Below are 19,342 nucleotides of genomic sequence, written 5' to 3' on the forward strand. Positions count from 1 at the left end.
AATATTGTTATAACGTTGTCTTGAATAAAGCGTTCACATTATGGAGGTGGCCAAATTTTGACCAATATTTTAATTTTAGGCGCGGGCTACGCTGGCTTACGAGCAGCTAAAGTACTGGCGCAGAAAAAGCTTGATGCCGCGATCACCTTAGTCGATCGCAATCGTTATCACTACGAAACAACATCCCTACCCGAAGTTGCTGCCGGAACCCGGCGTGCACAAAGTATTTTATTACCGCTACCGGAAAATTTACCAGCACAAGTCAATTTTATCCAAGCCACCGTTATCAAGATCGATCGGACCAACAAACAAGTCGAATTGGCTGACGGTCAACCGCTGACTTATGATTATTTAGTCGTTGCGCTCGGCCTAGAATCTGAAGACTACGATATTCCCGGCGCAGCAGAAAACGCACTGCCGATCGTTGATGTTAAAAGCGCCTTAGCTGTTAAAAAACAATTGGAAACTAATTTTCAAAATTATCAAACCAGCCAAGATCCAGACGATCTACGCGTGATCGTCTGTGGGGCTTGGTTCTCGTCATTTGAATTTATGGGTGCTTTGGTCAATCGGTTACCCCGCTTAGCGGAACACTACCGTGTACCATTGGACAAGATCGAGATCCAATGCATTGAAGCCAAAGATATGATCTTACCCATGTTTGATGACGATCTAACCAACTATGTTAAAAAATGGCTAGCCGATCACAACGTTATTTTGCGCACTGGCACGCCGATCAAAGAAGTCCAAGTCAACAAAGTCATTACCGCTGACCAAACTTATACTGCCAGCACTTTAGTTTGGACGACTGGTGTCCGCGGCAGCCACGTGATCGGTGATTCTGACTTCGAAGCACGGCGCAACCGGGTCATGGTCAGCGATCAGCTCAGCTTAGACGATGACCCTAATGTCTTCTTACTGGGTGATGTCGCCGCTGTTCGCCAACCCGGCAAACCCTATCCATTTCCGGCTACCGGCCAAATCGCCTTTCAAATGGCCGATGCAGCCGCAACTAACATCGCAGCTGACCTTAACGGCGAACCACGGCAAGATTTTGTTTTTAATGATCTGGGAACCGTGCTCGCGCTTGGCAGTAAAGACGGTGTGGCTAAAGTCTTTGGCGACCACAAATTACGCGGTTACGCTGCCGCAGCTATGAAACGGGTCATCGATGATCGTTCATTACTGAAACAAGCGGGGGTTAAAGCAATGGTCAAATATGGTCGCTTACCGTTATAAGCAATATACGCACAAAGAGCGTGTAATCACACGTTTTAACAATATTGTTCGGAAGTACAAAAAAGGAGTTAGACAAACTATTTATGTCTAACTCCTTTTGTATTTCATTAGTCTAACGTCAGCGGCCGATTTTCTTGTTTATTAGCGCCAACGGACGGAAAGATCTTGTGTGGATTCAAAATATGGTTCGGATCAAAGGCATCCTTGACCAATTGTAAAATACGTACCTTATCTTTACCATAATAAGCTTCAAAATAAGGCTCACGGGCAAAGCCGATCCCGTGTTCGCCGGACATTTCGCCACCCAGCGCTTTAGCTGTTGCGTATAACTGGCGAATGATCCGATCGACCTTAGCGGCAAATTCTTCATCAGAATAATCATCTTTACGCATGTAAATGTGCAGATTACCATCGCCAGCGTGGCCAAAGTTCGGCATGCTGACTTTTTCTTTTGCTTGTAATTCCGCAACTTTATCCAGCACCTTAGGAATCTGACTGATTGGCACCACAATATCAACTTCATCAATGGCAGTCGTCGTTTGTTGGATCGCCGTTAATAACTGATTACGTGTTTCCCAAACCGCGACTCGATGGGCTTCATCACCCATTAAAACCGGTGCCAACGCCCCGTTATCGCGAGCGATCTGCATTGCCCGATCTAGGTCACGTTGGACGACAGTACCATCATGACCGTCAAACGTGATCAGCAAATAGCCGCCACCGGTGTGATCCATAAATGGCTGATGAGCATAGCTTTCCCAATACTCCACCGTTTCGCGACTGAAAAATTCTAACCCTGTTGGTACCAAGCCAGCACGCAAAATCTTCGGCACTACGCTGATCGCTTTTTTGACATCAACAAATGGTACCAACACGTCTAAATTAATCGTCGGCCGCGGAATCAAACGTAAAATCAGTTCAGTAATCACCGCCAAAGTCCCCTCACTACCGATAATGACGTCCTTTAAATCGTAACCCGAGCTGTTCTTAACCGTTTTGCTACCAAAATGCTGAATCGTGCCATCGACCATTACTGCGGTAATACCGCGAATATGTTCCCGCGTTGTCCCGTATTTGACCGCGCGCATCCCGCCGGCGTTAGTACTGGCGTTCCCACCGATCGTCGCCCACTTCATTGCCGGTGCCGGAATATAAGTAAAAGGCTTGTCGGCCAGGAATTCATTGATATCACGAATTCGGAACCCATTTTGCACCGTTAATGTCAAATCATCCGGATCATAATCCAACACTTTATTCATTTTGATCATATCAATATCGATCCCATGCTCAATCGGTACGTTAGCTCCCATTAAGCCGGTGGCGTTGCCCCGAACCGTTACCGGAATCAAGTGCTCATTCGCATAACGTAAAATCGCTGCAACCTCTTCGTTAGTCTGCGGCTGCACCGCCACATCCGGCAAACTACGGACTTGCTTAAATTGGTCATGATCGTAGTGGACTGTAGCCGGGTAGATCACCCGTTCTGCGGTCACTATATCAGTCAGTGCAGCGACATCTTTTTCTGTTACTCGTGAATAGGTCATCGTAATCACACTTTCTAAAATATAAACGAACGCCAATACGTCCGGCGCAGTAAAAATTTGCGTCGTTAGTTTACATTTATATAGTCAAATTTAAATCGATTTATTGTAATCGTTTACATTAACTACTATATAAAATTTTTTATATTTTGTCCACTACTTTCCTATTATTCAGTTCTTTTTTTATTATAAAAAAAGTTATTTATAATTTTAATTTTTAACTAATATGCAGGTTAAATCGTTGCCTGTATTTGGTTAGTAATAAACGCTGTAATTCCTGCTAAATAACGATTTTTATCCTTTTAGTCCAAACGCTACCCGCACTAGTTCATTAACTTTAGTAGCAATTCTACTGATTATCCATTATTTCAGCGAAAATTAAACATATTTTAAATATATTATAGTCTAAATATATAAAATATGTTATATTTGCTTCATAAAGGAGCTGATCACTATGGTCAAAAACAACTATACATACAAGCGGCTAACTAAGGTTTTAGTGGGCACTTTAGTAACCGTTTTCTCAATTCTGATCGCTGGGGGCTTGTTAATCTTCAAAAACGAAGCCCCACGGCCGGCAAAAATCGTGACCACAGCAGGGGAAACATTGGTCACCCGCAACGAATTACTTAGCGGGCAAGCCGTTTATGAAAAATACGGCTTAGCCGATTACGGTACTTATCTCGGCAATGGATCGTATTTAGGCCCTGATTACACCGCACAAAGTTTACACATTTATTTACAAGGGATGGATAATTACTATGCACACAAGTTTTATCAGCATTCATTCAAATCGTTAAGTACCTACAAACGTGATGCGATCAAGGATAAGGTGCGTCATGAAATCAAGATCAATCGTTATTCAGCAGCTAAAAAAACACTGACGCTGACCGCGGCACAAACGGCGGGCTATCAACATCTGACCAAGTACTACCGGCATGAATTCATCAATAATCCGCGCCAAGCCGGCCTGCCTGAAAATATGATCAACACAAAAAAGACGGACGCCTTTATGTACAAAGGCAACAAGGTCAACCACTTAGCTAGTTTCTTTTTCTGGGGTGCTTGGATGTCTTCGACTAATCGCCCCGGGCAGAATTACTCCTATACCAACAATTGGCCCTACGATTTAGATGCGGGCAATACAATGTCATCCGAGTCCCTGATCTGGACGGCAATTAGCGTCGCTTTATTGGTGGCCGGCGTCGGTGTTATTATCTACTACCAGCGTCGTTACGCCTTTGATATGGAGGCGACCTACGCCAGCGCAGCGGAAATGCCGGCTTTAGACACTGATTTTGCGATCACGCAAAGTCAACGCAAAATTGCGAAGTTCTTCCTAGTCGTCGTTGGCCTCTTCTTGGTGCAGATCCTACTTGGTGAATTAATGGCCCATTATTACGTGGAAAATGAGTTCTTCGGCATTCCGCTACAAAATATTTGGCCATTTAATTTAGCCAAAGCATGGCATTTACAGTTAGTCATCTTCTGGGTGGCGACTACTTGGTTGGCGACCGGGATCTATATCGTTCCGCGGGTATTACGCCGCGAGCCCAAGCGTCAAGGCTTATTGGTCGATCTATTATTTTGGGCACTGATCATTGTCGTCGTCGGCAGTATGCTCGGTGAATGGGCCTCGACATTAGGACTACTGAACCATAATTGGTGGTTATTTGGTCAGTTTGGTTGGGAATATATTGAATTAGGAAAATTCTGGCAGATCCTCTTCATTATCGGTATGGCATTGTGGGTCATCATTTTGATGCGCGGCTTTATTCCAGCGATGAAACGACCGGATAATTACGATCGCAAACGGCTGATCACCCTACTTTTTTGTGGTGCGATCGCCATTCCTGCGTTCTACTTGGCCTCACTATTTATTCTGCCAAATTCCCATGTGACCTTCGCCGATTATTGGCGTTGGTGGATCGTTCATTTGTGGGTCGAAGGGATCTTTGAATCTTTTGCCGTGATCTTGATCGGTTATTTGATGGTCGATCTCAAATTGACCACTACCCGTTCAACGGTTCGCGCGCTATACTTCCAGCTGACCTTATTGCTTGGTTCCGGTGTCGTCGGCATGGGACACCATTATTTCTGGGAAGGCGATCATTCGATCTGGTTAGCTCTAGGCGCTTGTTTCTCCGCCTTGGAAGTCGTGCCATTATGTTTATTATTGTGGGAAGCGTACACCCATTACCGCGTCTTCAAAGACAGCGCGATTGCCTTTCCGTACAAAGGTACCTTCGTTTTCTTGATGTGGACTGGCGTTTGGAACGCGATCGGTGCTGGTGCACTCGGCTTTATTATCAATGCACCAGCGATCAATTACTTTGAACACGGTACGCAGTGGACTTCCGCCCACGCCCATGGTTCAATGGCCGGCGTTTATGGCATGTTCTCAATCGCGATCATGCTTTACGCTCTACGCAATATTTCACAACAAAAAATTTGGACCCCGAAAATGGACAAGTTGGTCAATTGGTCTGCCTGGTTAATGAATATTGGTCTAGCCGGTATGGTATTCATCACTTTGTTACCAGCTGGCTACTTACAGCTAAAGGATGCGCTAGAACATGGTTACTGGCACGCACGCTTATTATCGTTTTATCAAAGCAGCCCAGTCTTCGAAATTTTGTGGGCACGGATCGTACCTGACCTTGTCTTCACCGCCGGTGTGATCATTTTGATCGTGATCGTGGTCAAAGTCTTGCGCAACTTAAAACCGGCTGATAACGCAAAGGCCGCCGCGCATTTTGCTGCGGTGACGGCTGAAGAAGTTAAAGCCGACGCCAAACAAAATAATTAAAGCCTAAAAGGGGATGTCGCACAATAAAGTGTGGCATCCCTTTTAGGCTTTATGACCTTAAATAGACTGGTAATAAAATATCATCGATCAACTGCGTCAAACGTGCCGTATCAACATCTGCCTGTATCAAAATATTGTAACGAATCCAATCAAAAGGCAATAACTTGAGATCAGTCGTTAAGTCAGTACGTACTGACTCACCACGTGCATGTGCTCGCTGAATAACTCGCTCAAGCGCATGAATATCGATCTGTGCTCCATAATCGATCATTTTGCGCAAGGAAGCATTTTCATGGTGGCTGATCTCAGCCAATAAGCTTTGTAAATAATGGCGTCCAAATGTATTCACACTGATCAAAAAACGTTGCAACACCTGCAAGAGGTCTTCACGTAAATTAGTACCGGTCAAAACCAATTCATCCGTTCGCCCTTGGTTATCCTGCCGAATTTTATCTTGGATCGCAGCGATCGCCAATTCAAACGGTGTATCCCACCGACGATAAATCACCGGTTTACTGGTACCGGCAGCTGCCGCTACTTTTTGAAAAGTTACCGCTTCTATACCGTCTTGATCAATGATTTCCCGAACAGCTTGATAGATGGCTGCTTCTAACACAACACCACGTCGCCGAGTCTTACCCATAGCGATCCCTCCAGTTTAAAAAATTTTATCGACCTAAATATTGTGACAACAGTCGTTTCAGCATTTCGTATTTAAGATACAAAAAGTTTCTTATTGACTTTTATCGTTCACCGTGTATTATACAGATTATACCAATAAGATACAAAAAGTATCTTAATAGAAAGGAGAATGACAATGTCCACCAAAACACCCCAAATACCACGTTCGGTTATGACGATTGCCTGGATTCTTGTTTTCGGAGCAATGGCGCCGCTACTTGATTCCACTATGATCAATATTGCGATCCATAATTTAGTCCATGATCTAAACAGCTCCGTCACCACCGTACAGTGGACGATCACTGGTTACCTGCTGGCTACAGGGATCGCGGTGCCATTTTCTAGCTGGCTACTCAACAAATTTAATGGTAAACATGTTTTCTTAGCCGGTGAAGTCTTGTTTGCACTCGGCTCTATTTTATCTGCGCTTGCGCCGAATATCCAATGGTTGATCAGTGCGCGAGTGATCCAAGGGTTCGCTGGTGGCCTGATCATGCCATTATTAACAACCTTGTTGGTACAAACAGCCGGTGCCGCTGCTATGGGCCAGATGATGGCCACAGTAGGCTTACCTATGATCCTGGGGCCCTTATTTGGCCCTGTACTTGGCGGCATCATTATTAAATCCCTTTCGTGGCATTGGATTTTTTGGGTCAATGTTCCGGTCGGTATTATTTCAATTAGCCTAATTCTATGGAAAATGCCTGACTATCCAGCACAAAATAAGGCCGCTAAAATGGATTTCGGTGGCATCATTCTCTTAGCTGGCGCCACCACAAGTATCATTTATGGGATAGTCAAAGCTTCCAAATTAGCTAACTTTACTAATCAAACCACACTGACTTTCTTAGGTAGTGGATTATTACTTTTAATTGGTTACCTCATTTGGGCTGCCTTACGCAAGGAAAAGGCAGTACTACCACTAAATTTGTTTACACATGCGTCTTTTAATGGTGCTGGACTTGGCTTATTACTGGCAGGGACCGTCCTCAACGGCGCAATGTTGTTGCTACCGCTTTTCTTCCAAGACGTGCGCGGTATGACCGTTATGCAAGCCGGCTTAGCTTTAATTCCGCAAGGCGCAGGTATGTTAGTCGCACGCACTTTGACCGGCCGACTGACCGATAGTCTCGGCGCTAAATATGTAGTGTTAGTCAGCCTAGTGATCACCTTTATTGGCACATTACCTTTTTATTGGTTCGATGCCCACACCGCTTATTGGCTGATCGCTTGTGTTTTAATCGTCCGCGGTATCGGTGCTGGCGGTATTTTGATGCCCCTTATGGCCGATGCTTACACCGGCATGAAACCGCAACAAGTTCCAGCAGCTTCAATTGGCTCACGGATCATCCAAAATATCGGTAGCGCCCTAGGCTCTGCCTTGATTGCAACATTGGTTACCGCCTATACCAACACGTATGTTAAATCATTTCAGCAACAGCTGGCAAATGGTCGCTTTCATATTCCAGCAACACAACGAGCAACTTTTGCGCAGCAACATTTAGCGACGATCAAATTACACGCCTTTCAATACGGGTTCCTATTCACTGCAATTGCTGCCTTAGCCATTATTCTACCCGCATTATTATTAACCAATAAAATGAACGACCACCACGCTTGAACCCGTCAAACGAGCAGTAACTCAAGTTAATGCTCGTTTTTTTGTGCCAACGTCCGCGCTAACCAATCCGCATAGCCCTGCTCACGTTCGATCGCATGTTGTAAAATTAAAAAATGGCCATAATTGGCGATTTGACTGGCTTGATCACTAAATTTACGCGCCATTTGTTGCTTCAAGTGAGCCAACTTAGCTTGATGTAAATTTAATTGTTCCGTTAACATCGGTGGCAGTAATGGGTCATTGGCATTTTGCACAAAATACAATTTCAGAATAAATTCATCCTTACTAGCGGTTAATTCGCTGGTCGGTTCATGGAGCCAGTCTTGTAATTGCGCCTGACCCGCAGCGGTCAACGAATAAACTTTTTTCTCCAGCTTTTCGCCGCTGACTTGTAATTGATGCGTGATCAAGCCTGCAGTTTCTAAGCGTTTTAATAAGGGATAGATCTGACTGTGATTGGCACTCCAAAACTCGCCGATATCAGCGGTGAACGCCTTAGCGATATCGTAACCAGTTAAAGCACGTTCACCAAGCAAGCCGAGAATAATGTATTTTAATTTATTTTTTTGCGCCATGACGAACTCCTTGACATTTATTTAAAGCGAGTATATCATAATCACATACTTCAAAACATGTAAATATATACATGATTATAATTACTTAATTGGAGGCTATTTTAATGAACAAAGAATTTAAAACACTCGCTGATTTCTTAGGCACACACTTTATTTACACCTACGATAACGGTTGGGAATACGAATGGTACGCTAAAAACGACCATACCGTTGATTACCGCATTCACAGCGGTATGGTCGCTGGCCGCTGGGTCACTGATCAAGAAGCTGACATCAATATGCTAGTACCTGGCGTTTATAAGATTACGTGGACGGAACCAACTGGTACTGATGTGGCGCTAGACTTCATGCCCAATGATAAGAAGCTGCACGGCACGATTTTCTTCCCTAAATGGGTCGAAGAACATCCCGAGATCACCGTCACTTATCAAAACGAGCACATCGATGTAATGGAAGCAGCCCGTGAAAAGTACGCAACTTATCCGAAATTGGTCGTGCCTGAATTTGCCAACATTACTTACATGGGTGCCGCTGGGCAAAATAATAACGACGTGATCAGCGAAGCACCATACGCCGGTATGCCAACGGATATTCGCAACGGTCACTATTTCGACGAGAATTACCACCGAAAACATCAGTAAGCTGGCCTAAAAGCGTGTGACCTAAGGCACCCAGCTACTACGCCACAGTAGCAAAAATTTTCATCCTGAAAATCTTTGCTATTCTGGGCGTTGACCATTCTTGTGGTAAAAGCCTTGCCGCGCTAGGCTTTGAGCATCAACCTAGCGCGGCAAATAATACTTATTTACCGCGCGTCGCTAAGCGGAAAAAACTGCCTTAGGGCCCACGGTTTAACTATTAGAAGTGGCGAAGGAGTCGGACATAACTTACTATGTCACAACTCGTTTATCCACTAATGCTAGAAGTACTTTCAGTTTGCTTACTGATTTAAATGCAGTAGAATGAGGCTGAGGTGATGAAAATGACAAAAAAAGTAGCATTATCAACATTAGTTGCAGCCGGTGCAACTGCTGGATTAGTATCAGGATTAGTTAAGTTAGGTTGGGAAGCCTTACTCCCACCCCGCACACCTGAACGTGACGCTACCAATCCGCCGCAAACTTTTCTCCAGCAGCACGGTCTGAGTTACGCCCAGACACATAAAACTTATCGCTATAACGGGCATGACGTGCCATGGGTGAGCTTGATGTTGCATTTTGGCTTTTCGTCTGGTATTGGGGCATTGTACAGTGTTACCGGTCATTACTTACCGTTCACTAAATTAGGCAATGGTGCAGCTTATGGCTTAGCAACCTGGGCTGGTGCGCATCTATTAGCCATGCCCGCCTTAGGCATCGTGCCTACTGCCAAGGATCAACCTATGCCTGAACACGTATCAGAGGCTGCGGGGCACATGGTTTGGAACTGGGTCAATCAATTAACCATCGATCAATTACTTATTCGCTGGGGCCAGCATGAACAAAAATAATCCTAAATGGCAAACTAAATGGCCCGAACGGCTTAGCTATGGCTTAAGCGATGCGGCCGATAATTTAGTTTTTCAAGTGATGACAACTTATTTATTGTTTTTTTACACCGACATTTTTGGCTTGCGTCCTGGTGACGCCGCTATTTTATTCTTGATCGCGCGGATCGCGGATGTCATCGAAAGTCCAATTGTTGGTTTGATGATCGATCATACCCAGTCACGCTTTGGTAAAAGCCGGCCATTTTTCCTATGGTTTGCCTTGCCATACGCAATATTTGCAGTTTTAGTTTTTATTACCCCTGATTTTGGTTACACCGGTAAATTGATCTGGTCCTACGTCACTTATTTAGGTCTTGGTTTTTTATACTCAACAGTTAACTTGCCGATCACATCCGTACTGCCGACTATGACACAAAATCCCCAGGAACTTACTTTACTGGGGGTTATTCGGCAATTTTGCGGTAGCGCGGTTCAAATCATCGTGGCCGTATTTACGCTACCATTAGTCGCTTGGCTAGGCCAAGGCGATCAGCGGCGCGGCTTCCTTTACACCATGATTGGCTTTGCGGTTATTTCATTGGGCTTGATTTTGAATACTTTTTTTCATATTAGGGAACGGTTTTCGCTTAAGGCGATCGCTCATGCATCCTTACGTAAAACCCTCCAAGCAGCTGGCAAAAATCGACCATGGTTAATTTTATCAGCCATCATCTTTTTATTCTGGCTCGTAACGGCAATCAAAAATCAAACGACGATCTATTTCTTTAAATATAGTTGGCATAATGAACAATTAGTTGCGCTAGCTAACGGGTTTACCTTTTCTTCTCTGATCGGTGTCCTCCTGATTCCACGTTTATCTAGTCGTTACGGACATCGACTGACCATGCGTAGTGGGATCATCGTCGCCTTAAGTGGCCAGTTATTACTCGCGCTAGGCGTCTATTCCCATGCTCTGTCGGTGATTTTTGCCGCAACATTACTCAATAGTATCGGTCAAGGCTTGATCGTTGGTTTAGTCTCAATTATGTTGGCGGACACGATCCGTTACGGTGTCACGTTAGGTGTGCAAGCAGAAGGTTTTCTCGCTTCTAGTAGCGACTTTGGTGTCAATTTAGGGTTGGGCCTAGGTGGTCTGATCACCGCTGGCCTATTCAGCCTTTCCGGCTACCAAGCCAACGCCTCACAAAATAGCGCCACCCTGCAAATGATCACCTTAAATTACGTGTGGCTACCGCTAGTGCTCTATATTCTATTACTGATCCTAATCCACTTTTATCCGGAAAAACAACTAACGCAGGCTATTTCATCGCAACCAAATTCTGTAGGGTGATTTAGCCTGCAAAAGTAGTTACGGCGCGTAACAATTTAAAAAGAGCGTGCGACCTGAGGCGCCCACAGCTACTACGCCACAGTAGCAGCTGATTTTCTGGACGTTGGCCATTCTTTTGTGGCAAAAAAAAACTTGCCGTAAACAACATCGCTTTGAGCATTCGTCTAGCGCGGCCAATAATTCACATAGTGGCTTATTTACCGCGCGTCGCTAAGCAGAAAAAACTGCCTTAGAGCACACGTTTTTAACTATCGGAAGTGCAAAAATTTGCAATTGAATTAGTTCCAAATGATAGCCAGTAATTTGCGATACCTACTAATAACGCTGCTGCAGGTAAAACTGCCACTGGCAGTTGCAACGAACGCCCTAACCTCTGCATATAAGATTTCATCCTAATGCCCTCCTTGTATAAGCATTATCACAAGGTTAGCATCTTGATAAAGCGGTTGCATCAAGATGGAAATTGGTCTAAAAATCGCTTTTTATTATTGGTATATACCAATAATGGGTCATAATAAGCGCTCCACCTAACTAATTCATTAATCCGTCTACCAGCTATTAATAACTAATAAAAATATTGGTTTTTTTACGCTTCTAGTTTGCTTAAGTTTTCATAAACGCACCATTTTGCTTTTACCCAAGGTCATTAATGAAACTTTTATCCCAGTCTGATGCTACCCTAGCATTTCAATTTAGCTACGGTCACTGACTTGGACCAGCGATGACTTTAAATGCTCGCTCAGCTCTTGAATACCCGTAATCGTTTCACAATGCTTTATTGGTCGTCACCACGGCCGCAAAAAAAGGTCTGGCATGCCAGACCTTTTTAGATGGTTAAAAGCGGTTTGATCGCCATGACCCGCAGTTCATTTGCAAAACCAAAATCGATCGTCCACTCGTCCTTAAAATAAGTAGCACGATGCCACCTAGTGCGTGCATGCGCATATGCGGTCGTATCCACCACCACGTCGACCATTGTACCACTAATTCGATACGTACGAACACGTGCGTTCTGCTGATCACGCTGCACCACCACGCGACGGACCCGAATGTTTTTAATGATCTCACGCTTGCCGCGCGCAGTCAATTTAGCCAAGCGCGCTTCGTTTTTAGTGTACACTAACGCCGCCATTTCCGGACGTAACGCACCGATATCGCCACTGGCCCAAGCCGCCTGGTACCGCTGAAACAATTGCGTGATAGCTTGGCGTTCCGCGACCGTTACCCGCTGATAACGGTGAGGCAAGTGCCACGGCGCCTTAAGAATAACTCCAATCAAAATCAAAAGACCAAGCCAAGCCAACCAATTGGGAGCACCACGGCTATAGCCACTTACCCCACTGGCACCTCCACCATGACCGCCGCCAAAACGTGCCCACACCGGCGTAGTATTACTCAATAATAATAGCACCACACTGACACCATACCACTTCACCTTGTGCATGCCGCTCCACCTCATTTTTTGTTATTTTGTTTATACCATATTTTGAAGTGTACGCCAATTATTGGAACCGACTAAGGGTTATCCCTAACAATGTAATCGCTTTATTGATTTTTTACCGCAGCGTGCTATGATGAACTTGTGATATTTTTTCTCCTTTAGCACCATAGTTTGTAGCAGCATTCAGCCTACTACTCAAGTCAGTCACCCATTGTGGCTGACTTTTTTGATTAAATTCGGAGGCGGATCGAATGGCAAAAATAATTTACTTCACTTCAAAAGCACGGGGAACCGGCAAAACATTGCTGACCGTGATGACGGCGATCGCAGCATATAAATTTGCACAACAAAAAACCTTAGTCGTTGACACAATGGCCGACCAAACGGCGACCAGACTTTTACAAAAGAAAATCCCCGCGCTGGATACAGCAACGGGGATCGACTTATTGACAACGACCATCACTACTTTTCAACAACAGGTCACCCAATTACAGGCTAGTTACGATTATATTTTTCTTGACGCAACCACCGCTGATGGCTTGGCCTTAGCTGATCAGGTGATTCTGTTAACTGCAGCAGATGCCTTCGCGCTTCGTTCGGCTCAACGATTGCAAGCAAGTATCACCCCGATCAAGTTTAGCGGGATTATTCAAACGGCGATTTTTGATCGTATCGATGTGATTCAACCAAGTAAAGACATTGCGCCACAGGACTTATTTAGTTTGCCGTTAGCTAATTTAGGCGGCTTTACTGATGAACACCGGCGTAGTGGTATCGATATCGACGACGAGGATGATGAATTTGCCTGGGCCTACTTCGCCGAGGTTTTCAACGAATTAACCGAGCGGAGCGCCTTTATTACTGCTAACGGTTCGCTGACTGGCTTCACTTATACGCCAAAATACGTTGATGACACGGGGATCACTGCAGCTGGCTATGCGTTAACACTTTGATTTGCCGCCAAACCGTCCAAAGCCTTGATCACAATCTGTAATTGTGCTGCATCGAATTACTGCAGCTTTTTTGCAATCTAATCATGTTCCAGCGCGCTTAATCAGCCAGGGTCAATTCAATACTGCCAGCCCAAGTGACGGCTAGCGGGTCGAATGCTGATAGCAAACGGTTATTTACCATTATAATGAAGCCAAATCAAAACGCGCGTTTTATAATTAAGTTAGCCACCCAGCCAAAATGGTAAAAAAAAGACACCAAGACGAAAAATTCAGGTATCATTGAAGTTCCTACAACAAACAATGAAAGAAGTTTTCGTCTTGATGCAAGAACAGTCTATCACACCACGCCCAAAAGGTCACCATTTATCGGAAATCGAACGCGGTCAAATCGCCGCTTGGCACATTGAAGGATGCTCAGCACGGCAAATAGCGATTCGATTAGGCGTCTGCCACCAGACCGTCAATAATGAGCTCAAGCGTGGTCGAGTCACGCAAGTTAAACGCGTTAATAATCAGAAACACTACTTTGAAATTTACAGCCCTGAAGCCGCTCAGAATCGCTATGAAATAAAGCGGCAAAACTGTGGACGTCCATTAAAATTTAGCCAAGTGACGGCCTTCTTAGCCTACTTTGATGATAAGTTCTGCCATGAGGGCTGGTCGCCGGACGCTGCTGTTGGTTATGCCCGTAAGCACCGGTTATTTAAGCCGGCCAAAATGGTCTGTACGAAGACTTTGTACAACTATATCGATGCGCAACTATTGGAGATCCATAACCTTGATCTGCTGGAAAAAACAAAACGCCGGACGACCCAGCACCACTCGCACCAACATCAGCGCCTACTCGGTCGTAGTATTGAAGAACGGCCAAAGCGAGTAGAAACGCGCCACGAGTTTGGTCATTTTAAGATCGATACTGTCATTGGCAAACGTGCTGGTAGCGAGAGTGTCCTATTAACGTTTACCGAACGTAAAACGCGCTATGAGATTGTCCGCTTGATCGAGGGTAAAGACGCTGAATCTGTGGCTTATGCCATGCAAAATATTACGGCTGAATTCGGTGACGTTATGCGGACAGTTACGGCGGATAACGGAACAGAGTTCACCACGCTAACGGCTGCGCTTGAGGGTATTGCCGAGACTTATTATGCCCACCCTTATAGCTCGGCCGAACGCGCCACTAATGAGGTCCACAATCGTATACTCAGACGTTACTTTCCTAAGGGGCAATCACTCGATCTAGCTACACCCAGTCTGGTCCGTCAAGCTGAATCTCGGCTCAACCATCTCCCGCGCCGCTTACTTAAGTTCTGTACACCAGCTGAAGTATTTCGAAAGGAATTAGCACGTGCGCGCAAAGGCCGCGCCGCCTGATCCTGATCCACCTGGAACTTCCATGAGCCCTTTCGTCTGTGTGCTTTATCGGTACTGGCTAACTTACTATTGCAATTTGCGTAACAAAAATTAGAAATGATTATGATTATATTTTAATAGACGTTCCGCCAACGCTATCAGCATATACAAATAATGCCGTTTTAGCCTCAGATTACGTAATTATGGTTATGCAGACTCAAGAGCAATCTTACTCAAGTTCTTTAAAATTTGTAAGCTATCTTCAAGGGCTTAGAAAAGACTATGACAAATCATTTGATTTGCTTGGCATTATTGCCTATCTGGTTAAAAAAGACGGACCTGTCGATCATGAAGTGTTGAAAGCCGCTAATCAAGCCTTTGGAAAAGCCCTATTTCATGGGAACGTATTTCAAAGAGAACGTGTTAAACGTTTCGGAAAAAGTGGAATTAAAGATGAGGATATGTGGGACAAAAGGGCTTTATATATGTATCAAGTAGTATTAGATGAAGCTCTATCACGAATTAATCTGTTGGAGGAGTAGAATATGCCGGAAAAGAAAAGTCTTTTAGATCAGATTGATGCAGAGAGTCAATTAAAAGATGGCGACTCTCCTTTTAAACGAAAAGAAAAAACAAAACCATTACGAGTTAGAGAATCATTTTACAATGATATTCGAAAAATTGCCTTCGAAGAAAATACAAAAATGGTTGAGATTTTAGATGACATAATAAAGCGTGGGCTTCGAAGCTATAAAAAGAGTCACCCAGTTACAGATTACAAGTAACTTGTAATCTGTAACTTGTATCTTGTAATAAGTAACTTGCAATTTTAATTTAACCTGAACAAAATACGCTTACGACTCAAATGCAGGCTTTGGAATCCAGCGATGCTAACAAAGAAAAAAGTAAATAATTACGCGCTCTCAGACAACACGTTCACCTTTTAGATGTATACTTTCGTTTAAATTAAGCAGAATGCGTTTATATCACGTTATAAAATCAAAATTTTATTAGACAATAAAAAAACACCACCCAAATTAATGAGTAGTGCTTTTTGATATGCAATTGGCATAAAGATCTGAATAAATAGAAAGTTAACTATATTTTAGAGAGCGTAAAATAACTTGTGTAAACGCATAAAAAGATTTCTAAATTGTATATAACTAGGGAATGAACTTACCACAGAAATTATCGCTACGCTAGTCCAAAAACAAGATTTAGACGAAGTTTTTCGGCACCACCTCGAAATTGCGATTAACCAGCTGCTTCAAACCGAACTGGCAGCTTTTTTAGGCTATGAGCGCCACTCGTATGCTGGAATTAACACTAGAAATAACCGCAATGGCAGTTATGAACGCTCGTTTGATACGAAGTATGGTCAACTCAACTTAACCATTCCGCGGGATCGCAATGGTATTTTCCACAACCACATCTTGCCAGCCTACGGTCGGCACAGTGACAGCTTGGAAACAACGGTTATTCAGCTATACACCAAGGGAATTACCACCACCGAAATCGCCTAACTCATTGAGAAAATGTACGGTGCTCATTACTCCAAAGCCACGGTTTCCAACATGACCAAAGTCGTTGATGAACAAGTTCAAGCTTTCCAGCAACGGCGACTGCCTTCGCAATATGCGGCCATCTTCTTAGATGCCAATTACCTGCCTTTAAAGCGGGACACCGTCCAAAAAGAAGCGGTTCATTGTATTCAACCAACTTGATTGCGAACTTTAACAAGCATCTCAAACGCAACCCCAACCACAAAGAACAATTTCCAACGGAAGATTCACTGAATCGATTCCTGGTTTCTCAGTTTAACGTCTACAACGAGAAGTCCATGAAGCGAATCCATCGCAGATTCAACGGACTTCAGGACACCCTGGAATCATCCTTTATTTAAATTAACTACATATTATATGTACGGAGGTATTTCATTTACACAAGATTCTTGACGATATCCATATTTACTCAATAGATTAATATCAAATGGTGAAAATCAACGAAAAAAGGAGATCTATCAAGCGATCTCCTGCCCAATAAATCTCCTCTTACATAAAGTTATTTATGAACACTGATTTAAGCTAAGCTGCCGATATCACAATCTCACCATCCACTAAATCAGCCTTCAAGTTTTTGACATCTAAGTGGTCAAGGTAGAAATCCGTTACCTTATCACGAATTTGTTGTTCAATTACTCGCCGTAATGGCCGCGCACCCATTGCTTCATCATAGCCTTGTTCCATCAGCCAATCTTTGGCCGCTTTAGTTACCTCAAGTTTGATGGATTTTTTGGCTAACGTTTTTTGTACATCCGCCAACATCAAATCGACAATTTGACTTAAGTCTTGCTTAGTCAGATGTGAAAATTCCACGATTCCATTAAAACGGTTCAGAAATTCTGGGCGGAAAAATGGTGCTAACTTATCCATTAATGACTGATCTCGTTGCTTGTCACCACTTAATGCTTCATTACCAAAGCCAGCATTAGAAGTAGCAATAATAATCGTATTTTTGAAACTAATGACATTGCCTTGTCCATCCGTTAAGCGCCCATCATCCATCACTTGTAATAGTAACGTTAATACTTGTGGATCAGCCTTTTCAATTTCATCTAATAATACAATGGAATATGGATTACGCCGAACCCGTTCAGTTAGAGTATTAGCATTATCTTCATAGCCTACGTATCCAGCCGAGGTACCAATTAATTTCGACACAGCTGTACGATCAGCATATTCACTCATATCTAGCCGAATAATCGCATTTTTATTTCCAAACATATCTAAGGCTAATTGCTTAGCTAATTCAGTCTTTCCTACGCCAGTTGGGCCCACAAACAGAAAACTTCCAATCGGCTGATCACCCTCTGAAAAGCCCGCACGGTTACGCCGAATTGCCTTCGCTACCATTTCAACCGCTTCATCTTGACCGATTACCTTACTTTTCAGACGCTTATCAAGATTTTTCAAATGCTCAATATCATTAGCGCCCATATCAGAAACTGGTATACCAGTTAAACGTTCAACCGATTGTGCCACATCATCAATCGTGGCAGTGATTTTTTCTTTTTGATCCGTTTCTTTAATTTTTTGCTTGGTTTCCTCGATCGACTTCTTGATATCAGCGGCTTTTTTAAAGTCCTCCGATTTAACGGCGGCCTCCTTAGCTGCCTCTAATTTTTTAACGCGTTGATCCAATGTCTCAACATCAGTTTGCGAATTTTTAGCCGCTAAATGAGCCGCAGTCATGTCGATCAAATCGATAGCTTTATCTGGCAAAGTGCGTTGTGGTATATATTGGATTGAATAATCCACAGCCGCCTTCAAAACATCATCTGGTAATACAACATGATGATGCTTTTCGTACAGCTTTTTAACACCTTGTAATATACGTAAAGTGTCAGCGGCCGTCGGTTCATTAATCACAACATCATTGAATCGCCGTGCCAAAGCCGCATTTTTCAAAATAGTATTGCGATATTCATCTTGAGTCGTAGCCCCGATTACAGTCAGCTCGCCACGTGACAAAGCAGGTTTAATGATATCAGCCAATCCTTTGCCACCATCTTCACCACCAGTGGCGCCCGTGCCGATAATCTGATGAATTTCATCGAAGAATAGAATAATATTACCAGCTGCTTTAACTTCCTTTACTAGCTGTTTAATATTTTCTTCAAAAGAACCGCGATATTGAGTTCCTGCTTCCAAAGACGATAAATCAATCGAATAGATTTCTTTATCTTGAATCGTTTCTGGAACTTTACCAGCCACAATTGCTTGTGCCAGACCTTCGACGACTGCAGTTTTACCTACACCGGCATCACCAACTAAGATTGGATTATTTTTCGTCCTACGACTCAAAATTTCTGCAGTTTCTTGAATCTCATTCTCACGTCCAATCACTGGATCTAGTAATCCATCACGAGCCTGTTCCGTCAAATTAGTCCCTAACTTTTCTAAAATCCCCCCTTTTTTAACAGCCTGTTTACCATCTTTAGATACTTCTATTGTTTTATTATTTTGGGGTAGCTTACCAGTTGCTCGGTATTGAGCAAACTCATCCGGTGTCAGCGATTGTCCATTAACTAAATACCGTGCACGCTCCGAATTTTGATTATCCATGCGCCGAAATAATTGATTGAAAACATCATCCATATCATTGTTGAAAAAAGGATCATTTCCGTAGAAATTTGCCATATTACAACACCTCCATAAAAATTTATATGTGTAACTTAGTGACCATAATATCCTTTAAAACTACAACTGAATCGTATCACGATTTTTATGTATCGTTAAGTAAAGTGCTTA

General features: G+C 43.5%; 16 protein-coding genes and 1 pseudogene. 11 read left to right on the forward strand and 6 right to left on the reverse strand.

Going from position 1 to position 19,342, the window contains the following annotated elements; genetic code table 11:
• Positions 1-57 precede the first annotated feature (57 nt).
• Positions 58-1,239, forward strand: coding sequence for an NAD(P)/FAD-dependent oxidoreductase (locus LC20001_RS13235; RefSeq protein ID WP_010011801.1), 1,182 nt, complete (start codon positions 58-60; stop codon positions 1,237-1,239).
• Positions 1,240-1,346: 107 nt separating this feature from the next.
• Here the strand turns inward: LC20001_RS13235 and LC20001_RS13240 are convergent, their stop codons facing one another.
• Positions 1,347-2,783: an FAD-binding oxidoreductase gene (locus LC20001_RS13240; RefSeq protein ID WP_010011802.1), complete on the reverse strand. Its 1,437-nt coding sequence runs from the start codon at positions 2,781-2,783 to the stop codon at positions 1,347-1,349.
• A 451-nt stretch (positions 2,784-3,234) separates the two neighbouring features.
• Here LC20001_RS13240 and LC20001_RS13245 point away from each other — a divergent pair, with 451 nt between their 5' ends.
• Positions 3,235-5,589: a nitric-oxide reductase large subunit gene (locus LC20001_RS13245; RefSeq protein WP_010011804.1), complete on the forward strand. Its 2,355-nt coding sequence runs from the start codon at positions 3,235-3,237 to the stop codon at positions 5,587-5,589.
• Between the two features lie 49 nt (positions 5,590-5,638).
• Here the strand turns inward: LC20001_RS13245 and LC20001_RS13250 are convergent, their stop codons facing one another.
• On the reverse strand, positions 5,639-6,232 hold the full coding sequence (locus LC20001_RS13250) for a TetR/AcrR family transcriptional regulator (protein WP_003679984.1): 594 nt from the start codon (positions 6,230-6,232) through the stop codon (positions 5,639-5,641).
• 174 nt (positions 6,233-6,406) lie between these two features.
• Between LC20001_RS13250 and LC20001_RS13255 the strand changes: the two genes are divergently transcribed.
• The gene (locus LC20001_RS13255; protein ID WP_010011805.1) at positions 6,407-7,891 is read left to right on the forward strand and encodes an MDR family MFS transporter; all 1,485 of its coding nucleotides are present in this window, start codon (positions 6,407-6,409) and stop codon (positions 7,889-7,891) included.
• Positions 7,892-7,917: 26 nt separating this feature from the next.
• On the opposite strand, the gene LC20001_RS13260 is transcribed toward LC20001_RS13255, so the two are convergent.
• Entirely contained in the window at positions 7,918-8,466 is a 549-nt protein-coding gene (locus tag LC20001_RS13260; RefSeq protein WP_010011806.1) for a PadR family transcriptional regulator, read from the reverse strand.
• Between the two features lie 104 nt (positions 8,467-8,570).
• Between LC20001_RS13260 and LC20001_RS13265 the strand changes: the two genes are divergently transcribed.
• The 3 genes from LC20001_RS13265 to LC20001_RS13275 all read left to right on the forward strand — a co-directional run bounded on the left by LC20001_RS13265 (position 8,571) and on the right by LC20001_RS13275 (position 11,285).
• Complete coding sequence (locus LC20001_RS13265) at positions 8,571-9,107, forward strand: phenolic acid decarboxylase (RefSeq protein WP_010011807.1); 537 nt, start codon at positions 8,571-8,573, stop codon at positions 9,105-9,107.
• A 335-nt stretch (positions 9,108-9,442) separates the two neighbouring features.
• Positions 9,443-9,955, forward strand: coding sequence for a DUF1440 domain-containing protein (locus LC20001_RS13270; RefSeq protein WP_010011808.1), 513 nt, complete (start codon positions 9,443-9,445; stop codon positions 9,953-9,955).
• The gene (locus LC20001_RS13275; RefSeq protein ID WP_010011809.1) at positions 9,942-11,285 is read left to right on the forward strand and encodes an MFS transporter; all 1,344 of its coding nucleotides are present in this window, start codon (positions 9,942-9,944) and stop codon (positions 11,283-11,285) included. The genes LC20001_RS13270 and LC20001_RS13275 overlap by 14 nt, the downstream gene beginning before the upstream one ends.
• A 244-nt stretch (positions 11,286-11,529) precedes the next feature.
• On the opposite strand, the gene LC20001_RS14455 is transcribed toward LC20001_RS13275, so the two are convergent.
• Positions 11,530-11,676: a hypothetical protein gene (locus LC20001_RS14455; RefSeq protein WP_010011810.1), complete on the reverse strand. Its 147-nt coding sequence runs from the start codon at positions 11,674-11,676 to the stop codon at positions 11,530-11,532.
• Positions 11,677-12,111: 435 nt separating this feature from the next.
• A complete protein-coding gene (locus tag LC20001_RS13280; protein WP_010011812.1) occupies positions 12,112-12,729 on the reverse strand; it encodes a hypothetical protein in 618 nt (205 codons plus the stop codon).
• Between the two features lie 248 nt (positions 12,730-12,977).
• Here LC20001_RS13280 and LC20001_RS13285 point away from each other — a divergent pair, with 248 nt between their 5' ends.
• The 5 genes and pseudogenes from LC20001_RS13285 (at position 12,978) to LC20001_RS13305 (ending at position 16,935) form a co-directional block, all read left to right on the forward strand.
• On the forward strand, positions 12,978-13,679 hold the full coding sequence (locus LC20001_RS13285) for a P-loop NTPase family protein (protein ID WP_010011814.1): 702 nt from the start codon (positions 12,978-12,980) through the stop codon (positions 13,677-13,679).
• 300 nt (positions 13,680-13,979) lie between these two features.
• Complete coding sequence (locus tag LC20001_RS13290) at positions 13,980-15,053, forward strand: IS30 family transposase (protein WP_099267173.1); 1,074 nt, start codon at positions 13,980-13,982, stop codon at positions 15,051-15,053.
• A gap of 89 nt (positions 15,054-15,142) precedes the next feature.
• Complete coding sequence (locus LC20001_RS13295) at positions 15,143-15,574, forward strand: ParA family protein (protein WP_081470874.1); 432 nt, start codon at positions 15,143-15,145, stop codon at positions 15,572-15,574.
• A 3-nt stretch (positions 15,575-15,577) separates the two neighbouring features.
• Positions 15,578-15,817 (forward strand): hypothetical protein, encoded by a 240-nt coding sequence (locus tag LC20001_RS13300; RefSeq protein ID WP_010012694.1) that lies wholly within the window; start codon positions 15,578-15,580, stop codon positions 15,815-15,817.
• 402 nt (positions 15,818-16,219) lie between these two features.
• Positions 16,220-16,935 (forward strand): annotated as a pseudogene (locus tag LC20001_RS13305) (transposase).
• A gap of 181 nt (positions 16,936-17,116) precedes the next feature.
• Here the strand turns inward: LC20001_RS13305 and clpL are convergent.
• A complete protein-coding gene (gene clpL / locus LC20001_RS13310) occupies positions 17,117-19,231 on the reverse strand; it encodes an ATP-dependent protease ClpL (RefSeq protein WP_099267174.1) in 2,115 nt (704 codons plus the stop codon).
• Positions 19,232-19,342 lie beyond the last annotated feature (111 nt).

It is taken from the genome of Loigolactobacillus coryniformis subsp. coryniformis KCTC 3167 = DSM 20001 (assembly GCF_002706425.1).
Lineage (GTDB): Bacteria > Bacillota > Bacilli > Lactobacillales > Lactobacillaceae > Loigolactobacillus > Loigolactobacillus coryniformis.

What these genes read in the sequence shown, in the direction of transcription:
- LC20001_RS13245 (WP_010011804.1), top strand. Translation starts at nt 3,235, where the DNA reads ATGGTCAAAAACAACTATACATACAAGCGGCTAACTAAGGTTTTAGTG.
- LC20001_RS13280 (WP_010011812.1), bottom strand. Translation starts at nt 12,729, where the DNA reads ATGCACAAGGTGAAGTGGTATGGTGTCAGTGTGGTGCTATTATTATTG.
- LC20001_RS13255 (WP_010011805.1), top strand. Translation starts at nt 6,407, where the DNA reads ATGTCCACCAAAACACCCCAAATACCACGTTCGGTTATGACGATTGCC.
- LC20001_RS13250 (WP_003679984.1), bottom strand. Translation starts at nt 6,232, where the DNA reads ATGGGTAAGACTCGGCGACGTGGTGTTGTGTTAGAAGCAGCCATCTAT.
- LC20001_RS13285 (WP_010011814.1), top strand. Translation starts at nt 12,978, where the DNA reads ATGGCAAAAATAATTTACTTCACTTCAAAAGCACGGGGAACCGGCAAA.
- LC20001_RS14455 (WP_010011810.1), bottom strand. Translation starts at nt 11,676, where the DNA reads ATGAAATCTTATATGCAGAGGTTAGGGCGTTCGTTGCAACTGCCAGTG.
- LC20001_RS13275 (WP_010011809.1), top strand. Translation starts at nt 9,942, where the DNA reads ATGAACAAAAATAATCCTAAATGGCAAACTAAATGGCCCGAACGGCTT.
- clpL (WP_099267174.1), bottom strand. Translation starts at nt 19,231, where the DNA reads ATGGCAAATTTCTACGGAAATGATCCTTTTTTCAACAATGATATGGAT.
- LC20001_RS13260 (WP_010011806.1), bottom strand. Translation starts at nt 8,466, where the DNA reads ATGGCGCAAAAAAATAAATTAAAATACATTATTCTCGGCTTGCTTGGT.
- LC20001_RS13240 (WP_010011802.1), bottom strand. Translation starts at nt 2,783, where the DNA reads ATGACCTATTCACGAGTAACAGAAAAAGATGTCGCTGCACTGACTGAT.
- LC20001_RS13290 (WP_099267173.1), top strand. Translation starts at nt 13,980, where the DNA reads ATGAAAGAAGTTTTCGTCTTGATGCAAGAACAGTCTATCACACCACGC.
- LC20001_RS13300 (WP_010012694.1), top strand. Translation starts at nt 15,578, where the DNA reads ATGCCGGAAAAGAAAAGTCTTTTAGATCAGATTGATGCAGAGAGTCAA.
- LC20001_RS13265 (WP_010011807.1), top strand. Translation starts at nt 8,571, where the DNA reads ATGAACAAAGAATTTAAAACACTCGCTGATTTCTTAGGCACACACTTT.
- LC20001_RS13270 (WP_010011808.1), top strand. Translation starts at nt 9,443, where the DNA reads ATGAAAATGACAAAAAAAGTAGCATTATCAACATTAGTTGCAGCCGGT.